General features: G+C 59.2%; 25 protein-coding genes. 19 read left to right on the plus strand and 6 right to left on the minus strand.

What is annotated here, in order from left to right; all coding sequences use genetic code 11:
• Positions 1–11: 11 nt before the first annotated feature.
• Complete coding sequence (gene ssb, locus JWS10_RS01990; protein ID WP_299504238.1) at positions 12–566, minus strand: single-stranded DNA-binding protein; 555 nt, start codon at positions 564–566, stop codon at positions 12–14.
• A 283-nt stretch (positions 567–849) separates the two neighbouring features.
• On the opposite strand from ssb, the gene JWS10_RS01995 reads away from it, so the two are divergent.
• From JWS10_RS01995 to JWS10_RS02015, 5 genes are all read left to right on the plus strand, one after another.
• Positions 850–1,404 carry a lytic transglycosylase domain-containing protein gene (locus JWS10_RS01995; protein WP_299504315.1) on the plus strand — a complete coding sequence of 185 codons (555 nt, stop codon included), beginning with the start codon at positions 850–852 and terminating at the stop codon, positions 1,402–1,404.
• Between the two features lie 238 nt (positions 1,405–1,642).
• Positions 1,643–2,893, plus strand: coding sequence for an Hsp70 family protein (locus JWS10_RS02000; protein WP_299504240.1), 1,251 nt, complete (start codon positions 1,643–1,645; stop codon positions 2,891–2,893).
• 10 nt (positions 2,894–2,903) lie between these two features.
• Positions 2,904–4,049, plus strand: a complete 1,146-nt coding sequence (locus JWS10_RS02005) for an amidohydrolase (RefSeq protein ID WP_299504242.1) — start codon at positions 2,904–2,906, stop codon at positions 4,047–4,049.
• 52 nt (positions 4,050–4,101) lie between these two features.
• On the plus strand, positions 4,102–5,268 hold the full coding sequence (locus JWS10_RS02010; RefSeq protein WP_299504244.1) for a M20 aminoacylase family protein: 1,167 nt from the start codon (positions 4,102–4,104) through the stop codon (positions 5,266–5,268).
• Between the two features lie 157 nt (positions 5,269–5,425).
• Positions 5,426–5,914, plus strand: coding sequence for a hypothetical protein (locus JWS10_RS02015; protein ID WP_299504246.1), 489 nt, complete (start codon positions 5,426–5,428; stop codon positions 5,912–5,914).
• Between the two features lie 448 nt (positions 5,915–6,362).
• Here JWS10_RS02015 and moaA read toward each other — a convergent pair whose 3' ends face one another.
• Positions 6,363–7,370 carry a GTP 3',8-cyclase MoaA gene (gene moaA / locus JWS10_RS02020; protein WP_299504316.1) on the minus strand — a complete coding sequence of 336 codons (1,008 nt, stop codon included), beginning with the start codon at positions 7,368–7,370 and terminating at the stop codon, positions 6,363–6,365.
• 88 nt (positions 7,371–7,458) lie between these two features.
• Between moaA and JWS10_RS02025 the strand changes: the two genes are divergently transcribed.
• Entirely contained in the window at positions 7,459–7,899 is a 441-nt protein-coding gene (locus JWS10_RS02025) for a hypothetical protein (RefSeq protein WP_299504248.1), read from the plus strand.
• A gap of 193 nt (positions 7,900–8,092) precedes the next feature.
• Here JWS10_RS02025 and JWS10_RS02030 read toward each other — a convergent pair whose 3' ends face one another.
• Genes JWS10_RS02030 through glmU form a run of 3 tightly spaced genes read right to left on the minus strand, consistent with a single transcriptional unit; the run spans position 8,093 to position 11,928 of the window.
• Positions 8,093–8,767, minus strand: a complete 675-nt coding sequence (locus JWS10_RS02030; RefSeq protein WP_299504250.1) for a DNA alkylation repair protein — start codon at positions 8,765–8,767, stop codon at positions 8,093–8,095.
• Positions 8,764–10,578, minus strand: a complete 1,815-nt coding sequence (glmS, locus tag JWS10_RS02035) for a glutamine--fructose-6-phosphate transaminase (isomerizing) (RefSeq protein WP_299504253.1) — start codon at positions 10,576–10,578, stop codon at positions 8,764–8,766. The genes JWS10_RS02030 and glmS overlap by 4 nt, the downstream gene beginning before the upstream one ends.
• The gene (glmU, locus tag JWS10_RS02040) at positions 10,579–11,928 is read right to left on the minus strand and encodes a bifunctional UDP-N-acetylglucosamine diphosphorylase/glucosamine-1-phosphate N-acetyltransferase GlmU (protein ID WP_299504255.1); all 1,350 of its coding nucleotides are present in this window, start codon (positions 11,926–11,928) and stop codon (positions 10,579–10,581) included.
• A gap of 83 nt (positions 11,929–12,011) precedes the next feature.
• Here glmU and JWS10_RS02045 point away from each other — a divergent pair, with 83 nt between their 5' ends.
• The 3 genes from JWS10_RS02045 (at position 12,012) to JWS10_RS02055 (ending at position 14,589) form a co-directional block, all read left to right on the plus strand.
• Positions 12,012–12,674: an HAD hydrolase-like protein gene (locus JWS10_RS02045; RefSeq protein ID WP_299504257.1), complete on the plus strand. Its 663-nt coding sequence runs from the start codon at positions 12,012–12,014 to the stop codon at positions 12,672–12,674.
• Positions 12,675–12,796: 122 nt separating this feature from the next.
• Positions 12,797–13,135 (plus strand): hypothetical protein, encoded by a 339-nt coding sequence (locus tag JWS10_RS02050; RefSeq protein ID WP_299504259.1) that lies wholly within the window; start codon positions 12,797–12,799, stop codon positions 13,133–13,135.
• A gap of 221 nt (positions 13,136–13,356) precedes the next feature.
• Positions 13,357–14,589: an aminotransferase class I/II-fold pyridoxal phosphate-dependent enzyme gene (locus JWS10_RS02055; protein WP_299504317.1), complete on the plus strand. Its 1,233-nt coding sequence runs from the start codon at positions 13,357–13,359 to the stop codon at positions 14,587–14,589.
• Positions 14,590–14,676: 87 nt separating this feature from the next.
• On the opposite strand, the gene JWS10_RS02060 is transcribed toward JWS10_RS02055, so the two are convergent.
• Positions 14,677–15,150, minus strand: a complete 474-nt coding sequence (locus JWS10_RS02060; protein ID WP_299504262.1) for a CreA family protein — start codon at positions 15,148–15,150, stop codon at positions 14,677–14,679.
• 368 nt (positions 15,151–15,518) lie between these two features.
• Between JWS10_RS02060 and JWS10_RS02065 the strand changes: the two genes are divergently transcribed.
• Genes JWS10_RS02065 through JWS10_RS02110 form a run of 10 tightly spaced genes read left to right on the plus strand, consistent with a single transcriptional unit; the run spans position 15,519 to position 20,979 of the window.
• Positions 15,519–15,884, plus strand: coding sequence for an NADH-quinone oxidoreductase subunit A (locus JWS10_RS02065; protein ID WP_299480600.1), 366 nt, complete (start codon positions 15,519–15,521; stop codon positions 15,882–15,884).
• On the plus strand, positions 15,875–16,423 hold the full coding sequence (locus tag JWS10_RS02070; RefSeq protein WP_299480597.1) for an NADH-quinone oxidoreductase subunit B family protein: 549 nt from the start codon (positions 15,875–15,877) through the stop codon (positions 16,421–16,423). The genes JWS10_RS02065 and JWS10_RS02070 overlap by 10 nt, the downstream gene beginning before the upstream one ends.
• A 9-nt stretch (positions 16,424–16,432) precedes the next feature.
• Positions 16,433–17,029 (plus strand): NADH-quinone oxidoreductase subunit C, encoded by a 597-nt coding sequence (locus JWS10_RS02075; RefSeq protein WP_299504264.1) that lies wholly within the window; start codon positions 16,433–16,435, stop codon positions 17,027–17,029.
• 4 nt (positions 17,030–17,033) lie between these two features.
• Positions 17,034–17,357 carry a hypothetical protein gene (locus tag JWS10_RS02080; RefSeq protein ID WP_299504265.1) on the plus strand — a complete coding sequence of 108 codons (324 nt, stop codon included), beginning with the start codon at positions 17,034–17,036 and terminating at the stop codon, positions 17,355–17,357.
• Positions 17,354–17,740 carry a nuclear transport factor 2 family protein gene (locus JWS10_RS02085; protein ID WP_299504266.1) on the plus strand — a complete coding sequence of 129 codons (387 nt, stop codon included), beginning with the start codon at positions 17,354–17,356 and terminating at the stop codon, positions 17,738–17,740. The genes JWS10_RS02080 and JWS10_RS02085 overlap by 4 nt, the downstream gene beginning before the upstream one ends.
• A 34-nt stretch (positions 17,741–17,774) precedes the next feature.
• The gene (locus JWS10_RS02090; protein WP_299480629.1) at positions 17,775–19,010 is read left to right on the plus strand and encodes an NADH-quinone oxidoreductase subunit D; all 1,236 of its coding nucleotides are present in this window, start codon (positions 17,775–17,777) and stop codon (positions 19,008–19,010) included.
• Positions 19,010–19,276 carry a hypothetical protein gene (locus tag JWS10_RS02095; RefSeq protein ID WP_299504268.1) on the plus strand — a complete coding sequence of 89 codons (267 nt, stop codon included), beginning with the start codon at positions 19,010–19,012 and terminating at the stop codon, positions 19,274–19,276. Before JWS10_RS02090 ends, JWS10_RS02095 begins: the two co-directional genes overlap by 1 nt.
• On the plus strand, positions 19,276–20,481 hold the full coding sequence (locus tag JWS10_RS02100) for an NADH-quinone oxidoreductase subunit E (protein WP_299504269.1): 1,206 nt from the start codon (positions 19,276–19,278) through the stop codon (positions 20,479–20,481). Before JWS10_RS02095 ends, JWS10_RS02100 begins: the two co-directional genes overlap by 1 nt.
• 8 nt (positions 20,482–20,489) lie before the next feature.
• Positions 20,490–20,762: a hypothetical protein gene (locus tag JWS10_RS02105; protein WP_299480581.1), complete on the plus strand. Its 273-nt coding sequence runs from the start codon at positions 20,490–20,492 to the stop codon at positions 20,760–20,762.
• Between the two features lies 1 nt (position 20,763).
• The gene (locus tag JWS10_RS02110) at positions 20,764–20,979 is read left to right on the plus strand and encodes a DUF5337 domain-containing protein (RefSeq protein ID WP_299504318.1); all 216 of its coding nucleotides are present in this window, start codon (positions 20,764–20,766) and stop codon (positions 20,977–20,979) included.

Below are 20,979 nucleotides of genomic sequence, written 5' to 3' on the forward strand. Positions count from 1 at the left end.
CGTTGTTATGCTTAGAACGGGATTTCATCATCCATGTCTGAGCGACCACCGCCAGTCGAACCAGAACCGCCCGTCGAACTGCCGCCGCCATAGCCGCCGCCGCCAGAACCACCACGGCTGTAACCGCCGCCTGAGCCGCCCGAAGATCCGCCGCCGCCTTGATCTTCGTAACCACCACGATCGTCAGGGGCGTTACCGCCTCCTGAGCCGCCATCGCGACCGCCCAGCAGAGTGAGGTTGCCGTTAAATTGGCGCAGCACCACTTCGGTCGTATAGCGATCGGCCCCGGATTGGTCTTGCCATTTGCGGGTTTCCAACTGGCCCTCTATATAAACCGTGGAGCCTTTTTTGAGATATTGCTCAGCGATTTTGCCCAAGGCTTCGTTGAAAATTGCGACTGAATGCCATTCGGTGCGCTCTTTACGCTCTCCGCTTTGCTTGTCGCGCCAGTTTTCCGAAGTGGCGATGCGAAGATTGACGACTTTGCCGCCGTTTGGGAAATTGCGCACTTCCGGGTCACGCCCCAGATTTCCGACGATGATCACCTTGTTGACCGAGCCTGCCATCAGATTCTCCATGATTCCATTTTCGCCTGACAGCATTGCCGCCAAGTGGTTAATAATTTCTATAGACTGCCCGTTCTGGCCCCGCAACCGGGCAGCATGTGGGCCTGCGGCAGACCTTCGCCTATCGGAGCAGGTCGGGTTCCATCACGAGGCTGGCACCGGACGTAAAACTTGGCTATAGTGTCGCGAGTTTTGATTGGGTTTAGACAGGGTTATTATGCGATTTTCGCCTTTGGTTTTGACGGTCTTGATTTCGACAGCCTTGGCATTGGCGGCGCCTGTGATGGTGCAGGCTGAGGCTTTGAGGCTGGGCGGGGTTAAGAAGAACCGGGCTTCGATGATGAAATCGCAGATGGCGCTGTTGGATGGGCGGTTGGCGGTGGAGTATGAAGGTTCGGACCGGTTGAAGCCGAACTTCAAGAAGGGCGAGGCGGCGGCTGGGATGGATGCTCCGGTGAAGCGGTTCAGCGGCAAGTATAAGGGCGCGTATCTTGAGGTCGCGAAGGCGGCGGCTAAGAAGCATGGCGTGCCGGAGGATGTTTTCTTGCGGCTGGTGCAGCAGGAGAGCGGTTGGAACTCGGGTGCTGTGTCGGTCAAGGGGGCGACTGGGCTGGCTCAGTTGATGCCGGGGACGGCGGATCGGTTGGGGGTGGATATCAACGATCCGGGTGAGAACCTTGAGGGTGGGGCGCGGTATTTGCGGATGATGTATGATCGGTTTGGCACGTGGAAGCTGGCTTTGGCTGCTTATAATGCCGGGCCGATGGCGGTTGAAAAGCATGGCGGGGTGCCGCCTTATAATGAGACGCAAAATTACGTTTTGGCGATTTTAGGCTGAGGGTTTTCGGCGTGTCCACGTGTGGGCGTCTGCTTTAATATTTTTGAAACAACGGGTTAGCTGGGGCGTTTACCGCTCGTTAAGGTTTGCGCGCTTGAAGGCTGTCGTCAGAGCCTCCGGCGGGATTATTTTTGCCAAGATAAAGCTGCGGGGCGATTTCGTCGTCGAGACCACGCGCTTGGTTTACTTCCCGCATTTGGGTCGCTAAGCCCGCGTTTTTGCACGCGTGGGGGCTGCTATGACGCTGTTTTGTGGGATCGACTTTGGCACCTCGAACTCGACGGTTTCCCTAGCGGATAAGGACCGGGCTTGGCTGATCCCTTTGGAAGATCAGGCGGTGACTTTGCCTTCGGCGGTGTTCTGGGAGCAAGACGGCGGCGCGCCGGAGTTTGGTCGGGCGGGAATCGCGGCTTACCTTCGCGGCGATGAGGGTCGGCTTATGCGGGGGCTGAAAAGCACGCTGGGGTCTGGGATGATTGATGAGCGCACGGCGGTAGGCTCGCGGGCGGTGTCGTTTCGTGAGGTTCTCACACGTTTCATGCGGCATATGGTGGCGGTTTTGCGGGAGCACGCGCCGGGGGCTGATCGGGTGGTGCTGGGGCGGCCGGTGCATTTTGTCGATGGCGACGCGGCGGGGGATTTGAAGGCGCAGACGGCGCTGGAGGAAATCGCGAAGGGTTTGGGCTTTAGCGAGGTGTCGTTTCAGTATGAGCCGATTGCGGCGGCGTTGCAGTATGAGCAGGGCATTGCGCGCGAAGAACTGGTGCTGATCGTCGATATTGGCGGCGGTACGTCTGACTTTTCGATTGTGCGGGTGTCGCCGGAACGGGCGCGAGCGGCGGATCGTGCGGCGGATATTCTGGCGAATGATGGGATCAGGGTTGGCGGCACGGATTTTGATCGGTTTTTGAGTTTGGCCGAGGTGATGCCTCACTTGGGGTATAAGGCCACCACCAAGGGCGGTCAGGGGTTGATGCCGAACCATTACTTCCTCGATTTGGCGACGTGGCACCGGATCAACATGCTTTATACGCAGCGGTGCCTCGCGGATTTGAAGGCGTTTCGGCGCGAGATTGATCGGCCTGAGTTGTTGGATCGGTTGATGAAGGTAATCTCGGAGCGGCAGGGTCATGCGGTGGCTATGGCGGTGGAGGCGGCGAAGATTGCGCTTTCGGATGAGGAAGTTGTGCGGTTGCAGATTTCGGCGCTGACCGGCGGGCCGAACCCGATGTTGAAGCGTGAGGGATTTGAAGCGGCGGTGTTGCCGCTGGTGGAGCGGATTTCTGAACGGCTGGGCGCGGTTTTGGCGCAGGCGGGCGTCGGTGTGGCGGATATTGGCACGGTGTTTATGACCGGGGGTTCCTCGGGTCTGCCGATTTTGCGGGCTTGCGTGCAGGCGGCGCTGCCGGGAGTTGCGATTGCCACCGGGGATATGCTTGGCTCGGTCGGCACGGGGCTGGCGCTGGATGCGCGGCGGAAGTTTTCCTGAAGGAGGCGCAATGTTCGCGGCGATTGAGGCGTTTTTACCGGAAGCGGTGGCGTGGCGGCGCGATTTTCATGCGCATCCTGAGTTGAGTTTTGCCGAGCATCGGACGGGCGCGCGGGTGGTGGAGTTGCTACGTAGTTTCGGTTGCGATGTGGTTGAGACGGGGTGGAGCGGCACCGGGGTTGTGGCTGTCATTGAGGGTAGGGGACCGGGTCGGCGGATTGGCCTTCGGGCGGATATGGACGCTTTGCCGATTTCTGAGGCGTCTGGGGTAGCATTTGCCAGCGAGGCTCCCGGAGTGATGCACGCTTGCGGGCATGACGGGCACACAGCGATGTTGCTGGCGGCGGCGAAATATCTGGCAGCGACGCGGGCGTTTGCGGGACAGGCGGTGCTGATTTTTCAACCCGGCGAGGAGGCGGGCGGTGGGGCGCGGGCGATGATTGCCGAGGGGTTTCTGACGCGCTATCCGCTGGATGAGGTTTACGCGCTGCACAATATGCCGGGGCTGGCGGTGGGGGCTTATGCGACAAGGCCGGGGCCGATTATGGCGGCGGCGGATATGTTTTCGATTGAGATCAGCGGGCGGGGTGGCCATGCGGCGCAGCCTCATCTGGCGTTGGACCCGGTGATGATTGCGGGGCATGTGTTGGTGGCGTTGCAGACGGTGGTGTCGCGCAATGTTGACCCGTTGAAGCCTGCGGTATTGTCGGTCTCAACCGTGGTGAGTGCGGGGTCGGGGGCTTGCGTGATCCCGGCGCGGGTGGTGCTGACTGGGACGGTGCGCTCGTTTGATTTGGCGGTGCAGGATCTGTTGGAGGATCGCTTGCGGGCGGTTGTTTTGGGGATTGCTGCGGCGCATGGCGGGGTGGCAACGGTCGATTACCTGCGCGATGCGCCTGCGACGGTGAATGACGCTGTCTGTGCGGGGTATGCGTTGGACGTGGCGTGGGGACTGTCGGGCGCGGTTGATGGTGATGTCGCGCCGATGATGGTATCGGAAGATTTCAGCGAGTTTCTGAACCTCGTGCCGGGGGCGTTTATGTTTGTTGGAAACGGCGAAGGGCCTTTGCTGCACCATCCGGCCTATGCGTTCAACGATGCGGGGCTACCCTTTGGCGCGGCTTGGCTTGCCGGGATGGTTGAGGCGCGCGGATAAGGCTTGCGGGACTCGGGCGTTTGCTCAAATCATGGCGTAAAGGAGAACTGCCATGCCCGTGAAGAACCGATTTGCCGAGATGCTGCCCGAGATCGCCGGATGGCGGCAGGATTTCCACCAGAACCCCGAGTTGTTATTTGAGGTGCATCGCACGGCGGCGCGGGTGGCGGAATTGTGCCGCGAATTTGGCTGCGATGAGGTGACCGAGGGGATTGGGCGCACCGGGGTTGTGGTTGTTATTAAGGGGAAAACCGATACTGCGGGGCGGGTGATCGGGCTTCGCGCGGATATGGATGCGTTGCCGATTATTGAGCAGACTGGGGTCAGCTACGCCTCAAAAGTGCCGGGGAAAATGCATGCTTGCGGGCATGATGGGCATACCTCGATGCTATTAGGGGCGGCGAAGTATCTGGCGGAAACGCGCAATTTTGACGGAACGGCGGTGTTGATTTTCCAGCCTGCGGAAGAAGGCGGCGGCGGTGGGCGCGAGATGTGCGCTGATGGCATGATGGATCGTTGGGGGATTCAGGAAGTCTACGGGATGCACAATATGCCGGGGATTCCGGTGGGGCATTTCGCCATTCGTCCGGGTGCGATCATGGCGGCTGCGGATCAGTTTGAGATTGTGGTGACGGGCAAGGGCGGGCATGCCGCCAAGCCTCATCAGTGCATTGATACCACGGTGGTGGCGGCGCATATTATCGTGGCCTTGCAGACGATTGCGTCGAGGGGGGTGGACCCGTTGAAGCAGGTGGTGGTGTCGGTTTGCACGGTGGCTACGGATTGTACGGCGCATAATGTGATCCCTCAGGTGGTGAAGATGAAGGGCACGGTGCGAACGATGGATTTCGGTGTGCAGGATTATGTCGAGGGGCGGGTGAAGGAGATTGCTTCGGGCGTGGCGCAGGCGTTGGGGGCGGTGGCTGAGGTTGCTTATGCGCGCGGGTATCCGGTGACGGTGAATGCGGTGGAGAATACCGGCTATGCGGCGGAGGTGGCGCGGGCGGTGTCGGGGCAGGTCGATGAGGATACGGCGCCTTTGATGGGGGCGGAGGATTTTAGCTTCATGCTGATGGAGCGGCCGGGGGCGTATATTTTCGTCGGCAACGGCGATACCGCGATGGTGCATCATCCGGCGTATAATTTCGACGATAACGCGATCCCGTTCGGGAGTAGCTGGTATGCGGGGATGGTTGAGGCGCGGATGCCGAGCGCCTAGACCGCCCCCCTCAGGCGGTTCCCACCCACCCACCTCACCGCCATCGGGGGGCAGTTGAAGCGCATGGGCGGGAATTGAGCCTTAAGTGGGCTGGCGAAACACTGCGGGTTGCGGTTGGACTTGCCAAACCTGCGGCAGGAATGTTTGGGACGCGAAAATGCAGGGAAAACTGACGTTGCAAGCGTTCTGGATTGATCGGGAGACTGGGGCGATCTGTTTTGACGGCGGGCGGCTGGGGGTGGGGGACGGTGAAGGCGCGGTTCGGGGTGTGATTGGGCAGCGGCGAGATATGGGGAACGGCTACGTTTGGCTTCATGTGGAGGGGCTGACGTTTGGAGGCGCTGCTGCGGTGCTGGCGCTGGCGTTTTTCGAGGGGCGGTTTTGCGAGGCGTCTTGGGCTGTGATGCTGTTCGGGGAGGCTGACGGATGGCCGACCGGGGAGGCAATGGTGCGGGAGGTGACGTTTGTGCGCGGCGTTTTGCGCGAGCAGGTCGGGTTGGCCGCAGGACGTGGGGCGGCGCGGTTTGCATGGGGTGAGGTTTGGAGCGGGATTGATGCGAAGGGCGGGTCGGCCTCGCATGGCCTGCGGTATGGGGTGCGCAAGCGGGGATGGTTGGGGCGGTTGTGGGAGATGCGCGCGGGGTAACGTTCGGAGGATGATACGGATAGGGCGCTCGTCGGCCGGGCGTGACTTTGAAAATGTCTGGACTGCTGCCTCATCCCACCGCTGACGGCGCGCCGAATGAAATACAGCTTTGCGCTGCTGGAGCCAGTGATGCGGCGGAGCCTCAAGCGCATGGTATGGATAGGACGGTCTTAGTGATTGGGCAAAATGTTCTGCACTGTGCCCTCGCATTGCCCTCTTGCCAGCCGAAGGACGTGCAGCTTTTGTGCTGTGGGAGCGAATGCGGCGGAGCCTCCAGCGGAAGTATTTTCGCCAATGTGAAACGCTTCTGGGATGCCCCCTAAGTCGTTGTCGAACCGTTGAGTGCTTGTTCTGTGCAGATGGCGGTGTCTACGATCTGAGGTGCTGCCTCAGCCTTGCGCCTTGCGAAACGAGGTCGGTGGCGTTGTCAGCGATATGAGGTGCTGCCTCAGCCGCCCGTATGGCTCATATGTCTTGTCATTTGGCCTTTTACCGCTTGCCTTGTGTAGTCGAAATCGTGGCCTTTGGGTTTGTGGCTGATGGCGCGGCGGATGGCTTGACGCAGGCTCGTGTCGTCGGGGCTGGCGCGGAGGGGGGCGCGCAGGTCGGCCATGTCTTCTTGGCCGAGGCACATGTAGAGTTCTCCGGTGCAGGTGAGGCGGACGCGGTTGCAGCTTTCGCAGAAATTATGGGTGAGCGGGGTAATGAAGCCTACGCGTTGGCCGGATTCCATCAGGCGGACATAGCGGGCCGGGCCGCCGGTTTGGTCGGGGAGGTCTTCTAGGGTGTAGCGGGTGGCGAGTTTGGCGCGCAGGTCACGCAGGGGCCAGTATTGGTCGATGCGTTGCGCCTCGCCCATGTCGCCCATTGGCATGACTTCGATGAAGGTCAGATCGTGATTTTCTGATGCACACCAATCGGTTAGACGGAAAAGTTCATCCTCGTTGAAGCCTTTCAGCGCGACTGTGTTGATCTTGACTTTCAGGCCAGCTTCTTTGGCGGCCTCAATGCCATCCAGCACTTGCGATAGGCGACCCCAGCGGGTGATTTCGGCAAATTTCTTTTCATCCAGCGTGTCGAGTGAGACATTGATGCGTTTGACACCGCAGGCGGCGAGTTCGTTTGCGTATTTGCGCAACTGGCTGCCGTTGGTGGTGAGGGTGAGCTCTTTGAGCGCGCCGGATTGCAGGTGGCGCGACATTGCCTCAAAGAGCGTGATGATGCCTTTGCGCACCAGCGGTTCACCACCCGTTATGCGGAGTTTCTCGACACCTAAGGCGATGAAATTGCTGCACAAGCGGTCAAGTTCTTCCAGCGTCAGCAGCTCGGCCTTCGGCAGGAAGGTCATGTGTTCGGTCATACAATAGGCGCAGCGGAAATCGCAGCGGTCGGTGACCGAGACGCGCAGATACGAAATTGCGCGGGCGAACGGGTCGATGAGGGGCATCTCTGACATGGGGTTAAAGTAAGCGCCGGCGTGGGGCGGGACAAGGTGCAATGCAACGGTTGCGAGCAGGGGCGCGGCACGGTATTGTGAGCGCATGATGCGCATGAACATGATCCTGATGAGTGTTGCGCTGGGGCTTGCGGGCTGCAGCACGATGAAACAAAACGACGCGCCAGAAGCGGCTGCATCGGTGGCGCCTCCGGGGCGTCCGGTGATCGGCGCTGGTAAGTCGGCGGCGGCGCTGGACAAGACCACTGCGGCAGAGCGTGCGGCGGCGGCGGCGGCGAAACCTACGGGCGGTGAACGCGCTTTGGGGGCTGCGGTTGTCGCTTTGGGTAGCCCTGCCGAGCAGGGGCTGTGGGTGAAATCGCCGCTGGTGGTTGCCAAGGGCAAGGGGCGCGTGGTGACGGAAAGCGGCGCTTCGGTGGCGGTGGATTTGCTGCCGGGAAGTGGGGCTGCATCGTTGTCGCTGGCGGCGTTCCGGGCGCTGGGGCTGGGGCTGACGGATTTGCCGGAAGTGACGATTTTCGCGCAGTAAGGCGTCGGGGGCATTCTGCCCCTCGGCCTTTGGCCTCACCCCTGAGGATATTTTTGCAGAGAGGATGACCTAAGTGGGTCACGTTAAGGCGAAGCGGATCGGCCGAGGGGTTGCCGTGGCGTCGGTTTAACGAGACGTTGGGTTAGCCCAGACGTCGGGTTAACCAAGATATTGGGTTAACCAAGATGTCGGGTCAACCAAGATATTGAGCGGCTTCTTTGCGGGCGAAGGTTTTCATCCGCTCGCCGTGTTCATTCAGAAAATCGGCGGTGCGGGCGGGGTCGTGTTTGGAGAGATCGCGCAGCCACCAGGCGACGGCTTTTTGGATGAACCAATCCTTGTCGTCGATATAGACCGACGCCCAGCCGAGCACGCGGTCGCGGATATCCAGCTCAAACGGTTTCGGGAAATTCTGCTTGGTAAAGGGCAGGGTCGCGACCAAGGCGGCGCGGCGGGTCCACATATTCTCGGAAGTGATCCACGTTTCAACCGTTTCAATGCGCGTGGGGTCGGCAGTGATGCGCTTTTGGGCGGCGACGCTGGCGGTGTCGGCGATGGCCCAAGCGTCAAATTGCGGCACCCATTGGCAGATCAGATCCCACGCGGCATCGTCGGGTTTGATGCGGGCTTGGGTCAGCAGTTTGGAGGCGGCGATGCGAGCGTCGTGGATATTGCTGTCCCAAAGGTCAGCGGCAAGTTGGATGCGGTCGTCGAGGGTAAGTTCGGCGCGCCAGGCGTCGGTGAGTTCCTCGATTTGTGGAACTTTCAGGCCGAGATAGGGGCGTTCGGTCTTGTGATAGGCCAGCGCCTCAATGGCTTTTTGCGGGTCGGTGAGGGCGTTGAGTTGCGACAGGGCTGTGGCGATCATTCGACGGTTACCGATTTGGCTAGGTTGCGGGGTTGGTCAACGTCGGTGCCTTTGGCGATGGCGGTGTGGTAGGCCAGAAGCTGCGCCGGGATGGCATAGAGGATCGGGGCGAAGGTATCGGAAACCTCGGGCATCGTGATGGTTTTCCAGCAGTCCATGCCAGCCTCTTTGACGCCTTGCGCGTCGGAGATCAACAGGACTTTGCCGTGGCGGGCCATGACTTCCTGCATGTTCGAGACGGTTTTCTCGAACAGCTGGTCACGCGGGGCTAGAACGATCACCGGGACTTGCGGGGAAATCAGCGCGATGGGGCCGTGTTTCAGTTCACCTGATGCATAACCTTCGGCGTGGATGTAGCTGATTTCTTTCAGTTTTAGCGCACCTTCGAGGGCGAGAGGGAACATCGCACCTCGGCCCAAGAAAAGGACGTCTTGCGCCTCGGCGAGTTCCTCGGCGATGGCGGCGATGGCGGTGCTTAGGGCGAGCGCGTGGTTCATCAGACCGGGCAGAGCGGCGAGGTCGTTCAGGTGTTTAGTGAGGGTTTCGGGGGTAAGGCGGCCACGGTCTTGCGCGGCTTTCAGCGCCAGCAGGGCGAGGGTGGTGAGCTGGCAGGTGAAGGCTTTGGTCGAGGCCACGCCGACTTCGATGCCTGCCATGATTGGCAGCGCCAGATCGGATTCTCGGGCGATGGAGGAGGTCGGCACGTTGACCACGCCGATGATCTTTGCGACCTTTTCCTGGGTGTAGCGCAGGGCTGCGAGGGTGTCAGCGGTTTCACCGGATTGGCTGACAAACATCGCCCATGAGGTTGGCGAAAGCGGCGGTTCGCGGTAGCGGAATTCCGACGCGATATCGACGTCGCAGGGTAGGCCCGCGATTTGCTCGAACCAGTATTTTGCGATCTGGCAGGCGTAGGCTCCGGTGCCGCAAGCGACCATGGTGAGGCGATCAACTCCGGTGAAATCGACCTCGGCGGGGAGTTGTAGGGTGCCGTTTTGGACGTAGCGGCGCAGGGCATCGGCGATCACGACGGGTTGTTCGGCGATTTCTTTCGCCATGAAATGCTTGTAGCCGACCTTCTCGATCCGGGTCGCATCGACTTGAATCCGGGTCTCGGCGCGGTTGGCGAGGCGGTCTCGTTCGTCATAGATTACAGCACCTTGGCGGGTGATGATCGCGTAGTCACCTTCCTCTAGATAGGTGATACGGTCGGTCATTGGCGCGAGGGCGATAGCGTCGGACCCCACGAACATCTCGCCATCGCCGTGACCGATGGCGAGGGGGGAGCCTTTGCGGGCGGCGATCAGCAGGTCATCTTCGCCGTCAAACAGAAAGCACAAAGCGAAGGCACCGTGCAAGCGTCTCAGGGTTTGACGGGCGGCCTCGGTGGGGGTGGCGCCGCGCGTGATGTACAGATGTGCGAGTTGGGCGACGGTCTCGGTATCGGTCTGGGATTCCGGGGTCAGGCCAGCTTCAGCCAGTTCGGCGCGGAGTTCACGAAAGTTTTCGATGATGCCGTTGTGGACGACGGCGACGGGGCCGGAGCGGTGCGGGTGGGCGTTGGTGGTGGTGGCGGCACCATGCGTGGCCCAGCGGGTGTGGCCGATGCCAGCTTTGCCTGCGAGCGGGTCGTGGACGAGCAGGTCTGACAGGTTGACCAGCTTACCGACCGCGCGGCGGCGATCAAGAGTGCCTTTGTTGACGGTGGCGATGCCCGCGCTGTCATAGCCGCGATATTCGAGGCGTTTGAGACATTCGACCAGCAGTGGGGCTACTTCGTTGTTTCCGAGAACGCCAACGATTCCACACATTTATGAGCTTCCTTTCGCGGCTTTGATGGATTTGAGGCGGGCCATTAGCTTAGTGGCGAGGCCGGGTTTGTTGACCTGTTCGGCGCGGCCCAAGGCGAGGGCTTCGTCGGGGACGTTTTCGGTGATCACCGAGCCTGAGGCGGTGAGGGCGTCGTTGCCGACGATGACGGGGGCGACCAGCATGGTGGAGGAGCCGATGAAGGCGCGTTTGCCGATTTTGGTGCGGTGTTTCATCACGCCGTCGTAGTTGCAGGTGACAGTGCCTGCGCCGATGTTGGTAAATTCGCCGATGTCAGCGTCGCCGATATAGGTGAGGTGGCCGACTTTCACGCCTTCATCAAGGATGGCGTTTTTGATCTCGACGAAGTTGCCGACGTGGACATCTTCGGCGAGCTCGGCTCCGGGTCTTAAGCGGGCGAAGGGGCCGACGGTGGCACCCCGGCTGACGTGACAGCCTTCGAGGTGGCAAAAGCCTTTGATCTCGGCACCGGATTCGATGGTGACGGCGGTGCCGAAAATTACGTTCGGGCCGATGATCGCGTCGCGGCCAATGTGGGTGTCGAGCGCGAAGAACACGGTTTCGGGTGCGGTGAGGGTGACGCCATTTTCCAAGGCATCGCTGCGGGCGCGCGACTGAAAGGCAGCTTCCGCCTCGGCCAGTTGTTGCCGCGTGTTGACGCCTAAGGTTTCAGACTCGTCGCAGGTGACGACGCCTGCAGACAGACCTTGAGCGCGCGCTAGGGCTGGCAGATCGGTCAGGTAGTATTCCTGGGCTTCGTTGTCGTTCTCGACTTTTGAAATCAGCTCGAATATCAGTTTGGCAGAGGCGCAAAGAACTCCAGAATTACAAAGGGTTATGAGGCGTTCTTCATCCGTTGAATCTTTGTATTCGACAATGCGTTCCAGATCGTCGCCGCTTACGACCAAGCGACCATAGCGTCCGGGATCTTTCGCTTCGAAACCCAGCACCACGACCGAATGATGCGCCCGGGCATCTCGCATCGCTTGCAGTGTTTCGGGGCGAATGAACGGCGTGTCGCCATATAGCACGATGACGTCGCCCGCAAAATCGGCCAGCAAAGGCGCTGCCATATCGACGGCATGGGCGGTGCCGAGTTGCGGTTCTTGCAGCACACATTCAACTGACGGATCAAAGGCTTCGGCAGATTTGGCGACTTGTGCGGCTTCGTGGCCAGTGACGACGACGATGCGAGACGGTTCTAGCGCGCGGGCGGCTGTCAAGGCGTGGTGCAGAAGCGGCGCAGCGCCGACGTGGTGCAGCACCTTGGGCGTGTCGGAGTTCATCCGGCTTCCCATGCCTGCCGCGAGAATGATGAATGAAACTGCCATGTCGCCTCTTTCTTTTCGTTGTTGCCCGTTTTACCCCGGAACCGTGGGGCCGCAAGGGGTGGTTCTTCACGCAAGGTTACATAATGAAAACGGTTGTCTTTGATCTGGATGGCACGCTGGCGGATACCAGTGCCGATTTGCTGGCTGCAGCGAATGCCTGCTTTGAGCAATTGGGGCATGGCGTGGTGCTGGATAGCCGCGATGTATTGACGGCTTTCCATGGTGGGCGGGCGATGTTGCGGGTGGGGTTTGATCGGTTGGGCGTGGGGTACGGCGAGGATGACATTTCGCGCGAGTATCCTCGGCTGTTGCGGGCTTACGCCGATGCGATTGCGGTGCATACGCGGATGTATCCCGGTGCAGTCGCTGCGGTAGAGGCTTTGCGCATGGATGGGTATCGCACGGCGATCTGCACCAATAAGCCGGAGGCTTTGGCGTTGGAGTTGGTGCGGCGGTTGGGGGTTTCGCATTTGTTTGGCGCACTCGTTGGTGCGGATACTTTGACGGTGCGCAAGCCCGATCCCGCACCTTATGTCGAGGTGGTGCGGCGGGTTGGCGGTGCTGTCGGGCAATCCATGTTGATTGGCGATACCGAAACGGATCGGTTGACCGGGCGGGCTGTCGGAGTGCCGGTAGCTTTGGTGACGTTTGGGCCGGAGGGCGCGGGCGTGGCGCGGCTTTCTCCCGAGGCATTGCTTGATCGTTATGAGGATTTGCCCGGGCTGGCCGCTCGGTTTCTTGGCTGATATGTGCTGGAGAACCTGCATAGCGGGTACTTGCGAAAAAAAATGCGATTGGTTATCTTGATATATTGAAAATTTGTTCTAGGGGGAATTTTATGAACGGCAACATATTTTTGCGGACGAGTATGGTTTTTCTGAGTATTGGCGTGGTGCTTGGCATGAAAATGGGCATTTCGCAGGATTTTAGCCAGACGCCGACCCATGCGCATCTTAACCTGATTGGCGGCGTATGGATGTTCTTGGCGGGGTTGTTTTACAATGCCAACCCGCAGATCTCATCGCGGCTGAGCGGCGCGCATTATCTGTTGTCAGTGGTCGGGATCGTCGGGTTTATTGTTGGGCTTTATTCAGAGATGTCCGGCCAGACCTGGGGCGAGGTGCCGTTGATGCTCGGCTCTACGCTCACGGCGGTTTCGCTGGTATTGTTCGCGGTGATCGTGTTTATCGGCACGCGAAGGGCTTAACGGCTTCATTCAAGCGGACGGCTTTGGTTGGTTGGCAAATGCTCCGTTCGGCATTTGTCGGCTGTTTGACAGTGTATCGACCGGGCTTTAGGTTGCGCGGATGAAATGCCGCCGTCCTGCCATGCGATAGTGTAATCACGTGTTTACTGACGCGGGGCGCGCGGTATGGCGCTGATCGCGCTGCTTTGCGTGCATTGCGCTGTTGAGGAGACTATGCCGTGATCGAGGAAGTTTTTCGTGGCAGCTTTACCCAGCAAGAGCCGATCCCCGAGGCTGGGATTGAAGCCGCGATAGCCGTGCTGCGGCATGGGCGGCTGCACCGTTATAATACTGCACCGGGCGAGGTCGCTGAGGCGGCATTGCTGGAAGAGGAGTTTGCCGCGCTGATGGGGGCGAAGTTTTGCCTTGCGGTGGCGTCGGGTGGCTATGCTTTGGGCTGCGCTTTGCGGGCGGTGGGGGTTGTGGCGGGCGATGCGGTGCTGACCAACGCTTTTACGCTGGCGCCTGTGCCTGGGGCGATTGCCAGCGTCGGCGCGCGTCCGGTGTTTGTTGAGGTGACAGAACAGTTGGTTTTGGACTTTGGTGATCTGGAAGCGAAGGCGATTTCTTCGGGCGCTAAGGTGCTGATGTTAAGCCATATGCGCGGGCATTTGTGCGATATGGAGGCGTTGGTGGCGCTGTGTGATCGCCTCGGCGTGATGATCATCGAGGATTGTGCGCATACGATGGGGGCGGCTTGGAAGGGCGTGGCCTCGGGGCGGTCGGGGCTGATCGGGTGTTATTCGATGCAGACCTATAAGCATATCAATTCGGGCGAGGGCGGGTTTTTGATCTCGGACGACGCGGAGGTGATGGCCCGCGCGGTGCTGCTGTCGGGGTCATACATGCTTTATGGGCGGCATCGGGCGGCACCTGATGCGGCGGCGTTTGAGGCGGTTCGGATGCAGGTGCCGAACGTGTCGGGCCGGATGGATAATCTGCGGGCGGCGATTTTGCGGCCGCAGCTGGGGTTGTTGGCGGACCGCGTGGCGCGGTGGGGCGAGCGGTATCGGGCGTTAGAGGCGGGCTTGCGTGGGGTGCCGGGGTTGCGGTTGGTGGAGCGTCCTGTCGAGGAGACTTATGTCGGGTCGTCGTTCCAGTTTCTGCTGCCGGGATGGTCGTCGGCGCGGGTGGGGGCTTTGCTGGGCCGGGTGTTGGCGCGTGGGGTGGAGTTGAAATGGTTTGGGGCGGCTGATCCGGTGGCGTTTACCTCCCGCTATCAGCATTGGGGCTATGCTGAGCCGCAATCATTGCCGCAGACCGATCGGATTCTGGCGGGGCTGGTGGATATGCGGGTGCCTTTGACGTTCTCGGTGGAAGATTGTGCGCAGATCGCGCGGATCATTCGAGCGGAGGCTTTGGTCGTGGGGCAGGGGCCCGAGCCTGAGGCCGTGGTGTTGCCGGTTATTCAGTGAGGCGTGCTGGTCTCGCCTAGCCGGGAAATCTCGCACCCCGGAGCACCGTGGGATATTATAAAGAGATTGAAACGTTCAAGATAGATCCTAGGGTTTTACGGCTGCGGGATTATACAGCGGCACCGTGGAGATCGACATTTTCGCCGAACCGTCGCTGAGTTCGGTGGCGTGGGTGAGGTAGACCAGCACCTGATTTTTCTGATCGAAAATGCGGGTGACGTTGAGGGATTTAAACACCAGCGAACGGCCTTCACTGAACACGTTCTCGCCAGACTCGGAGCTGTCTATGTCGCCGATGGTAATAGGGCCGGTTTGGCGGCAGGCGATCGAGGCGTTTGAGGGGTCTTCGAACCAGTTTCCCTTTGAGAGCCTGTCCCACATGGAGCGATCAAAGTAACTGATGTGGCAGGTGACGCCCTTTACCTTTGGATCGGGAATTGCCTCAACGATGATGTCATTGCCCACCCAATCGACGCCGACGCGACCGATTTCCTCGGACTGAGCGATGAAGGGCGTCAAGGCGAAGGCCAGGATGGCGATCAGGCGAGCTGTGAGGTGCATGGTGAGACTTTCTTGCAATTTCTGCCTGTTAGAGCGTGTTGCGTTATTCGAATTCACTCTGCCCCCGTACGCGTTTGCAAGTGCAATCGCTGCCTCAGGGGCAGAGTGACTGCGAGAATCCATTCGAACGCAACACGCTTTAGATGGGCGTTATGCTGCATCTGCACAAGATGCCGAGAGAATCAGTAATTCCTTAGTAAAATACTCATTAATTAACCCGCCAAATCCAACGACTTAGCGGGGTGTAGCGGCATCTTTTCACGCTGGCTTTGGTTGACCCTGCTAAGGGGGCGGAGTAAACGGTGGGCCAAGAGCGACGTGGGCCAAAGCGCTTGCGACGCGGTTTACCAGCTGAAGGAGCGCTTCGCGTGGACCATCTTCTTCGTGAGTATATGCCGATCCTCATCCTGCTTGCGATTGCTCTTGGGCTTGGCATCGTGCTGATCCTGGCTGCGGCGCTGATCGCGGTGCGCAATCCGGACCCCGAAAAAGTCTCGGCTTACGAGTGCGGCTTCAACGCCTTTGACGATGCGCGGATGAAGTTTGACGTGCGGTTTTATCTGGTCTCGATCCTTTTCATCATCTTCGATCTGGAGGTCGCCTTTCTGTTCCCATGGGCTGTGGCGTTTGGGCAGATTTCGATGGTCGGGTTCTGGTCTATGATGGTGTTTCTCGGCGTGCTGACCGTGGGCTTTGCCTATGAGTGGAAAAAAGGAGCACTGGAATGGGCGTAGTAGATCCCGGAGTTCAAAGGGGCGCGAATAATTCGGTGCCGGACGGCGACACTGCAACCCAAGCTTTGAACCGCGAGTTGCAGGATAAGGGTTTCTTGCTGACCACGACGGAAGACGTCATCAACTGGGCGCGCAATGGCTCGCTGCACTGGATGACCTTCGGTCTGGCCTGCTGCGCGATTGAGATGATGCACACGTCAATGCCGCGTTATGATCTGGAGCGGTTTGGCACGGCACCGCGGGCTAGCCCACGTCAGTCGGATTTGATGATCGTGGCGGGCACGCTGACCAACAAGATGGCTCCGGCTTTGCGCAAAGTTTATGACCAGATGCCAGAGCCGCGTTATGTGATCTCGATGGGATCATGTGCCAATGGCGGCGGCTATTACCACTATTCTTATTCGGTGGTGCGTGGCTGTGACCGGATCGTTCCGGTCGATATTTACGTGCCGGGGTGTCCTCCGACAGCTGAGGCTTTGCTATATGGCATTTTGCAGTTGCAGCGGAAAATCCGCCGCACTGGCACACTTGTGCGATAGGGGGGCGATATGGCTGATTTGGTTGAACTCGCCGCCTATCTGACACGGACGCGCCCGGATGCGGTGCTCGGGACGGAACTGGCGTTTGGCGAAATGAATGTGACCGTTGGTTTGGATCAACTGGTGTCGTTCATCGAGTTTCTGACGGTTGATCCGCTGTGCAAGTTTTCTTCGCTGGTCGATATAACGGCGGTCGATCACCCCGAGCGGGTGGAACGGTTCGACATGATTTACCATTTTCTGTCGATGTATACCAACAGCCGCATCCGGCTGAAGGTGGCGATTGGCGAAGAAGATATGGTGCCGTCGATCCACCTCGTGCATCCGTCGGCGAATTGGTTTGAGCGCGAAGTGTTCGACATGTTCGGGATTTTGTTCTCGGGCCACCCGGATCTGCGGCGGATTTTGACGGATTACGGCTTTCGCGGCTATCCGTTGCGCAAGGACTTCCCGACCACTGGCTATACCGAAGTGCGCTATGATGAAGCGCAAAAGCGGGTTGTGTATGAGCCGGTCAATCTGGTGCAGGAATACCGTCAGTTTGATTTCATGTCTCCGTGGGAGGGTGCAAAATACATCCTGCCGGGTGATGAGAAGAAGGCTTGAACTGGTGAGCAAGCAACCGACATTGCTGTTTTGCGTGGGGGCGACGAAAGCGGGGACATCTTGGCTTTACGATCACTTGTTTGCGCATCCAGAATGTCATTTCCGCACCAGCTTGCCGGGGATTGCGCGGCTGTCGGCGCATCTGGGGCTGACGCCCATGCCGGCTGATCTGGATCGCCGGGTACATGAGGGCAAGGCGATGGCTTTGCCAGAGGCGCTGCGGGCGCGGGCTTTGCTTTGGTTGCGGCCACAATATGAATACGTTGCCGCGATGTTTCCGGCTTTGCCAGAGGCGTGGAGCAGGAACATGGAAAGAGGCGTCGCATGATGGATGGTATGACCTTGGACACTGGCCTGAACGACGCCGTCCAGCGGTATTGCGCGGCCTTGCATTTTTGTGACGGGGCTGCGCTTGAGGCTTTGTGCGATGCGCGGTTTTTGATGCATTGGGTCGGCAAAAATGACATTGCGCAGGCGATTGATAAGGCAGCTTTTACCGCTCGGGTAGGGGCGCGGGCGGCATTTCCCGGTGAGCCGGTTTTTGAGGTGCTGTCGGTCGATGTCGATGGGAACATTGCGCAAGTGAAGCTGAACGTGACGGTGCCGCCACGGGTCTACACCGATCAGCTTGGTTTCTTTCGCGTCGGTGATGAATGGCGGCTTGTGACCAAGCTGTTCCGCGTGAGCTCTGGCCCGGCGATGGAGGTTTGATGATGCGGTGCATTGGCAAGGGAATTGCGAAATGATGGATGGCGATATCCGTGTGAACACCTATGAAGATGGCCCTGCCGCCGCGTTACCGGGCGAGCAGCGCATCCGCAACTTTAACATCAACTTTGGCCCGCAACACCCTGCTGCGCATGGCGTTTTGCGTTTGGTGCTAGAGCTAGACGGCGAGATTGTTGAACGCTGCGATCCGCATATTGGTTTGCTGCACCGTGGCACTGAAAAGCTGATGGAGAGCCGGACTTATCTGCAAAACCTGCCGTATTTTGACCGCCTCGACTATGTGGCGCCGATGAACCAGGAACATGCCTGGTGTTTGGCGATCGAACGGTTGACTGGTACGGCCGTGCCGCGCCGGGCGTCGTTGATCCGGGTGATGTATTCGGAAATCAGCCGGATTTTGAACCATTTGCTGAACACTACGACGCAAGCTATGGACGTCGGAGCTTTGACGCCGCCGCTGTGGGGCTTTGAGGAACGTGAAAAGTTAATGGTGTTTTACGAGCGGGCTTCCGGCTCGCGTCTGCACGCAGCTTATTTTCGGCCCGGTGGTGTGCATCAAGACCTGCCGCCCGATCTGATCAACGATATTGAGGCTTGGACCGAAACGTTCCCGCAGGTGCTGGACGATTTGCACGGGCTTCTGACCGAGAACCGCATCTTCAAACAGCGCAACGCCGATATCGGCGTGGTGACGGAAGATGACATTCTCAAATATGGTTTTTCGGGGGTTATGGTGCGGGGCTCGGGGCTGGCATGGGATCTGCGGCGCAGCCAACCCTATGAATGCTATGATGAATTTGAGTTCAAGATTCCAGTTGGCAAAAACGGCGATTGCTATGATCGCTATTTGTGCCGCATGGAAGAAATGACCCAATCACTGCTTATCATACGGCAGTGCGTCACCAAATTGCGGGCAGAGCCGGGCGAAGTCTTGACGCGCGGCAAGCTTTCGCCGCCGAAACGTGGGGAAATGAAGACCTCGATGGAGGCTTTGATTCACCACTTCAAACTTTATACCGAAGGCTTCCATGTGCCTGCGGGCGAAGTTTACGCCTCGGTTGAGGCTCCGAAGGGGGAGTTTGGCGTGTATCTGAAGGCGGATGGCTCCAACAAGCCTTACCGCGCCAAGATCCGCGCGCCGGGTTTCCTGCATTTGCAAGCGATGGATTACATCTGCAAAGGTCACCAGTTGGCCGACGTATCTGCAATCATCGGCACGATGGATATCGTGTTCGGGGAGGTGGATCGGTGATGTGCAAGATTGTGGCCCTGATAGCGGCGACTATGGCCGCGCCAGCTTTCGCGCAGGATGCGCCAGTGGCAGATCGTGCCGCGTTTGTTGCGTTGGTCGAAGCCCGCGACTGCACAATGACGGAGACGGAAGCGGCGACGGTGTTGCCGCCGCTTGGATTTACCAAAGGGGTCACTATCGGTATCGTTGAGGGTTTGGTTAACGAAGGTTTGGCGTCCGTGACCGATGCCGGAGTGCTGACACTGAAAACGGAGACTTGTATCTGATGCTTCGCCGTCTGCACAAAGAACAACCCGCGTCGTTTGCTTTTACCTCGGCCAATTTGGCTTGGGCGGAGGGGCAGATTGCGAAGTATCCTGAGGGCCGGCAAGCCTCGGCTATTATTCCGCTGCTGTGGCGTGCTCAGGAACAGGAGGGGTGGTTGACCCGTCCGGCGATTGAGCATGTCGCCGATAAGTTGGGGATGGCGTATATTCGGGCGCTGGAAGTGGCGACGTTTTACTTCATGTTCCAGCTGCAACCCGTTGGTTCGGTGGCACATATCCAGATTTGCGGCACCACGTCCTGCATGATTTGTGGGGCGGAGGAGTTGATTGCGGTTTGTAAGGAACTGGTAGCCGATAAGGCTCATCAAGTCTCGGCGGATGGCAAATTTTCTTGGGAAGAAGTTGAGTGTTTGGGGGCTTGCACCAATGCGCCGATGGCGCAGATCGGCAAGGATTATTACGAGGATCTGACGCCTTCAAAGCTGCGGGCGTTAATCGGGCGGTTCTCGAACGGTGAAGTGCCGGTGCCGGGGCCACAAAACGGGCGGTATTCGTCGGAGCCTTTGTCGGGGCTGACCTCGCTGAAGGCGCATGAGGCGGGGCGCAATCAATATAACGCTTCGGTGCAGGCTGCGGTGGATATTGGCGATACGGTGAAGCGGATTGATGGCACCGAAGTGCCGTTGCTGACGCCTTGGATTGCGAAAGTGGTTCAGGGCGATGCTGCTCCTGAGCCGGTTTCGGCAGCCGTTGGCGATGCGGTCGAACCCAAGCCCGGTAAGGCTGAAGTGGTGGACGCGACTGGGACCATGGTGCAAGAAGCACCCGCAGTTTCAAAGGGACGGCCTTTTGAAGACGGCAATGCGCAGGAGGCCACGCCGCTTGCAACACCAGAGGCGAAAACTCCATCGCCTTTGGGTGACAGCAGGCCGGTTGCGCTGGCAGAACCGCGCGGTGGTGCTGCAGATGATCTGACGGTGATCGAAGGTATTGATCCTGACGTTGCGAAGTTGTTGAACGGCTTGGGGATCTTCCACTTCGATCAGATCGCATCCCTTGCGCCTGCGGAGGTCGATTGGGTGAACAACAATCTGCGCGGCTTTGAAGGCCGGATTGGTGGCGACAAATGGGTAGCGCAGGCTCGGTTGATCGGCGAAATCGGCGTGCCGGCTTTCCAGATCCGCGCTAAGAATAAAGAGTATTGAGGGCAATGATGGACCATTCAAATGCACATGACCATGCAAGCGTTGATGGGCCTTGGGCTGGCGGCTGGCTTGTTGCTGTTCTGGCCGCATTGATCGCGGTTGGGCTGGCGCGCTGGCTGGGTGAGATTGAGACTTTTGCCGCAGTGATCGTCGGGCTGGTGGTGTTCGGGGTTTACGCCGCTCTGATGGGCAATGGCGGGGTTGAACTGACGGTGACTGCGGATCATGGCCATGCGGGCGATGATCACGGTCATAGCTCGGTTGGGCATGGGCATCACTGAGATGGCGCAAGGTCCACAAGATAACACGGCGCGGCAGACCAAGCTGGTGGCTTTGGTGATTGCTGGCACGATGATCTTATGGATGGTGGGTCAGCAGATCGGCGCGGAACTTGGGTTGCCGCTGAAATACACGCTGCTGCTCGATCTGGCGGCTTTGGCTGGGTTCATCTGGGCCTTGGTTGTGACGTATCAAATTTGGCGCAAGCGCCGCACGTAA

The sequence above is a fragment of the Cypionkella sp. genome (assembly GCF_028290025.1).
Taxonomy (GTDB): domain Bacteria; phylum Pseudomonadota; class Alphaproteobacteria; order Rhodobacterales; family Rhodobacteraceae; genus Cypionkella.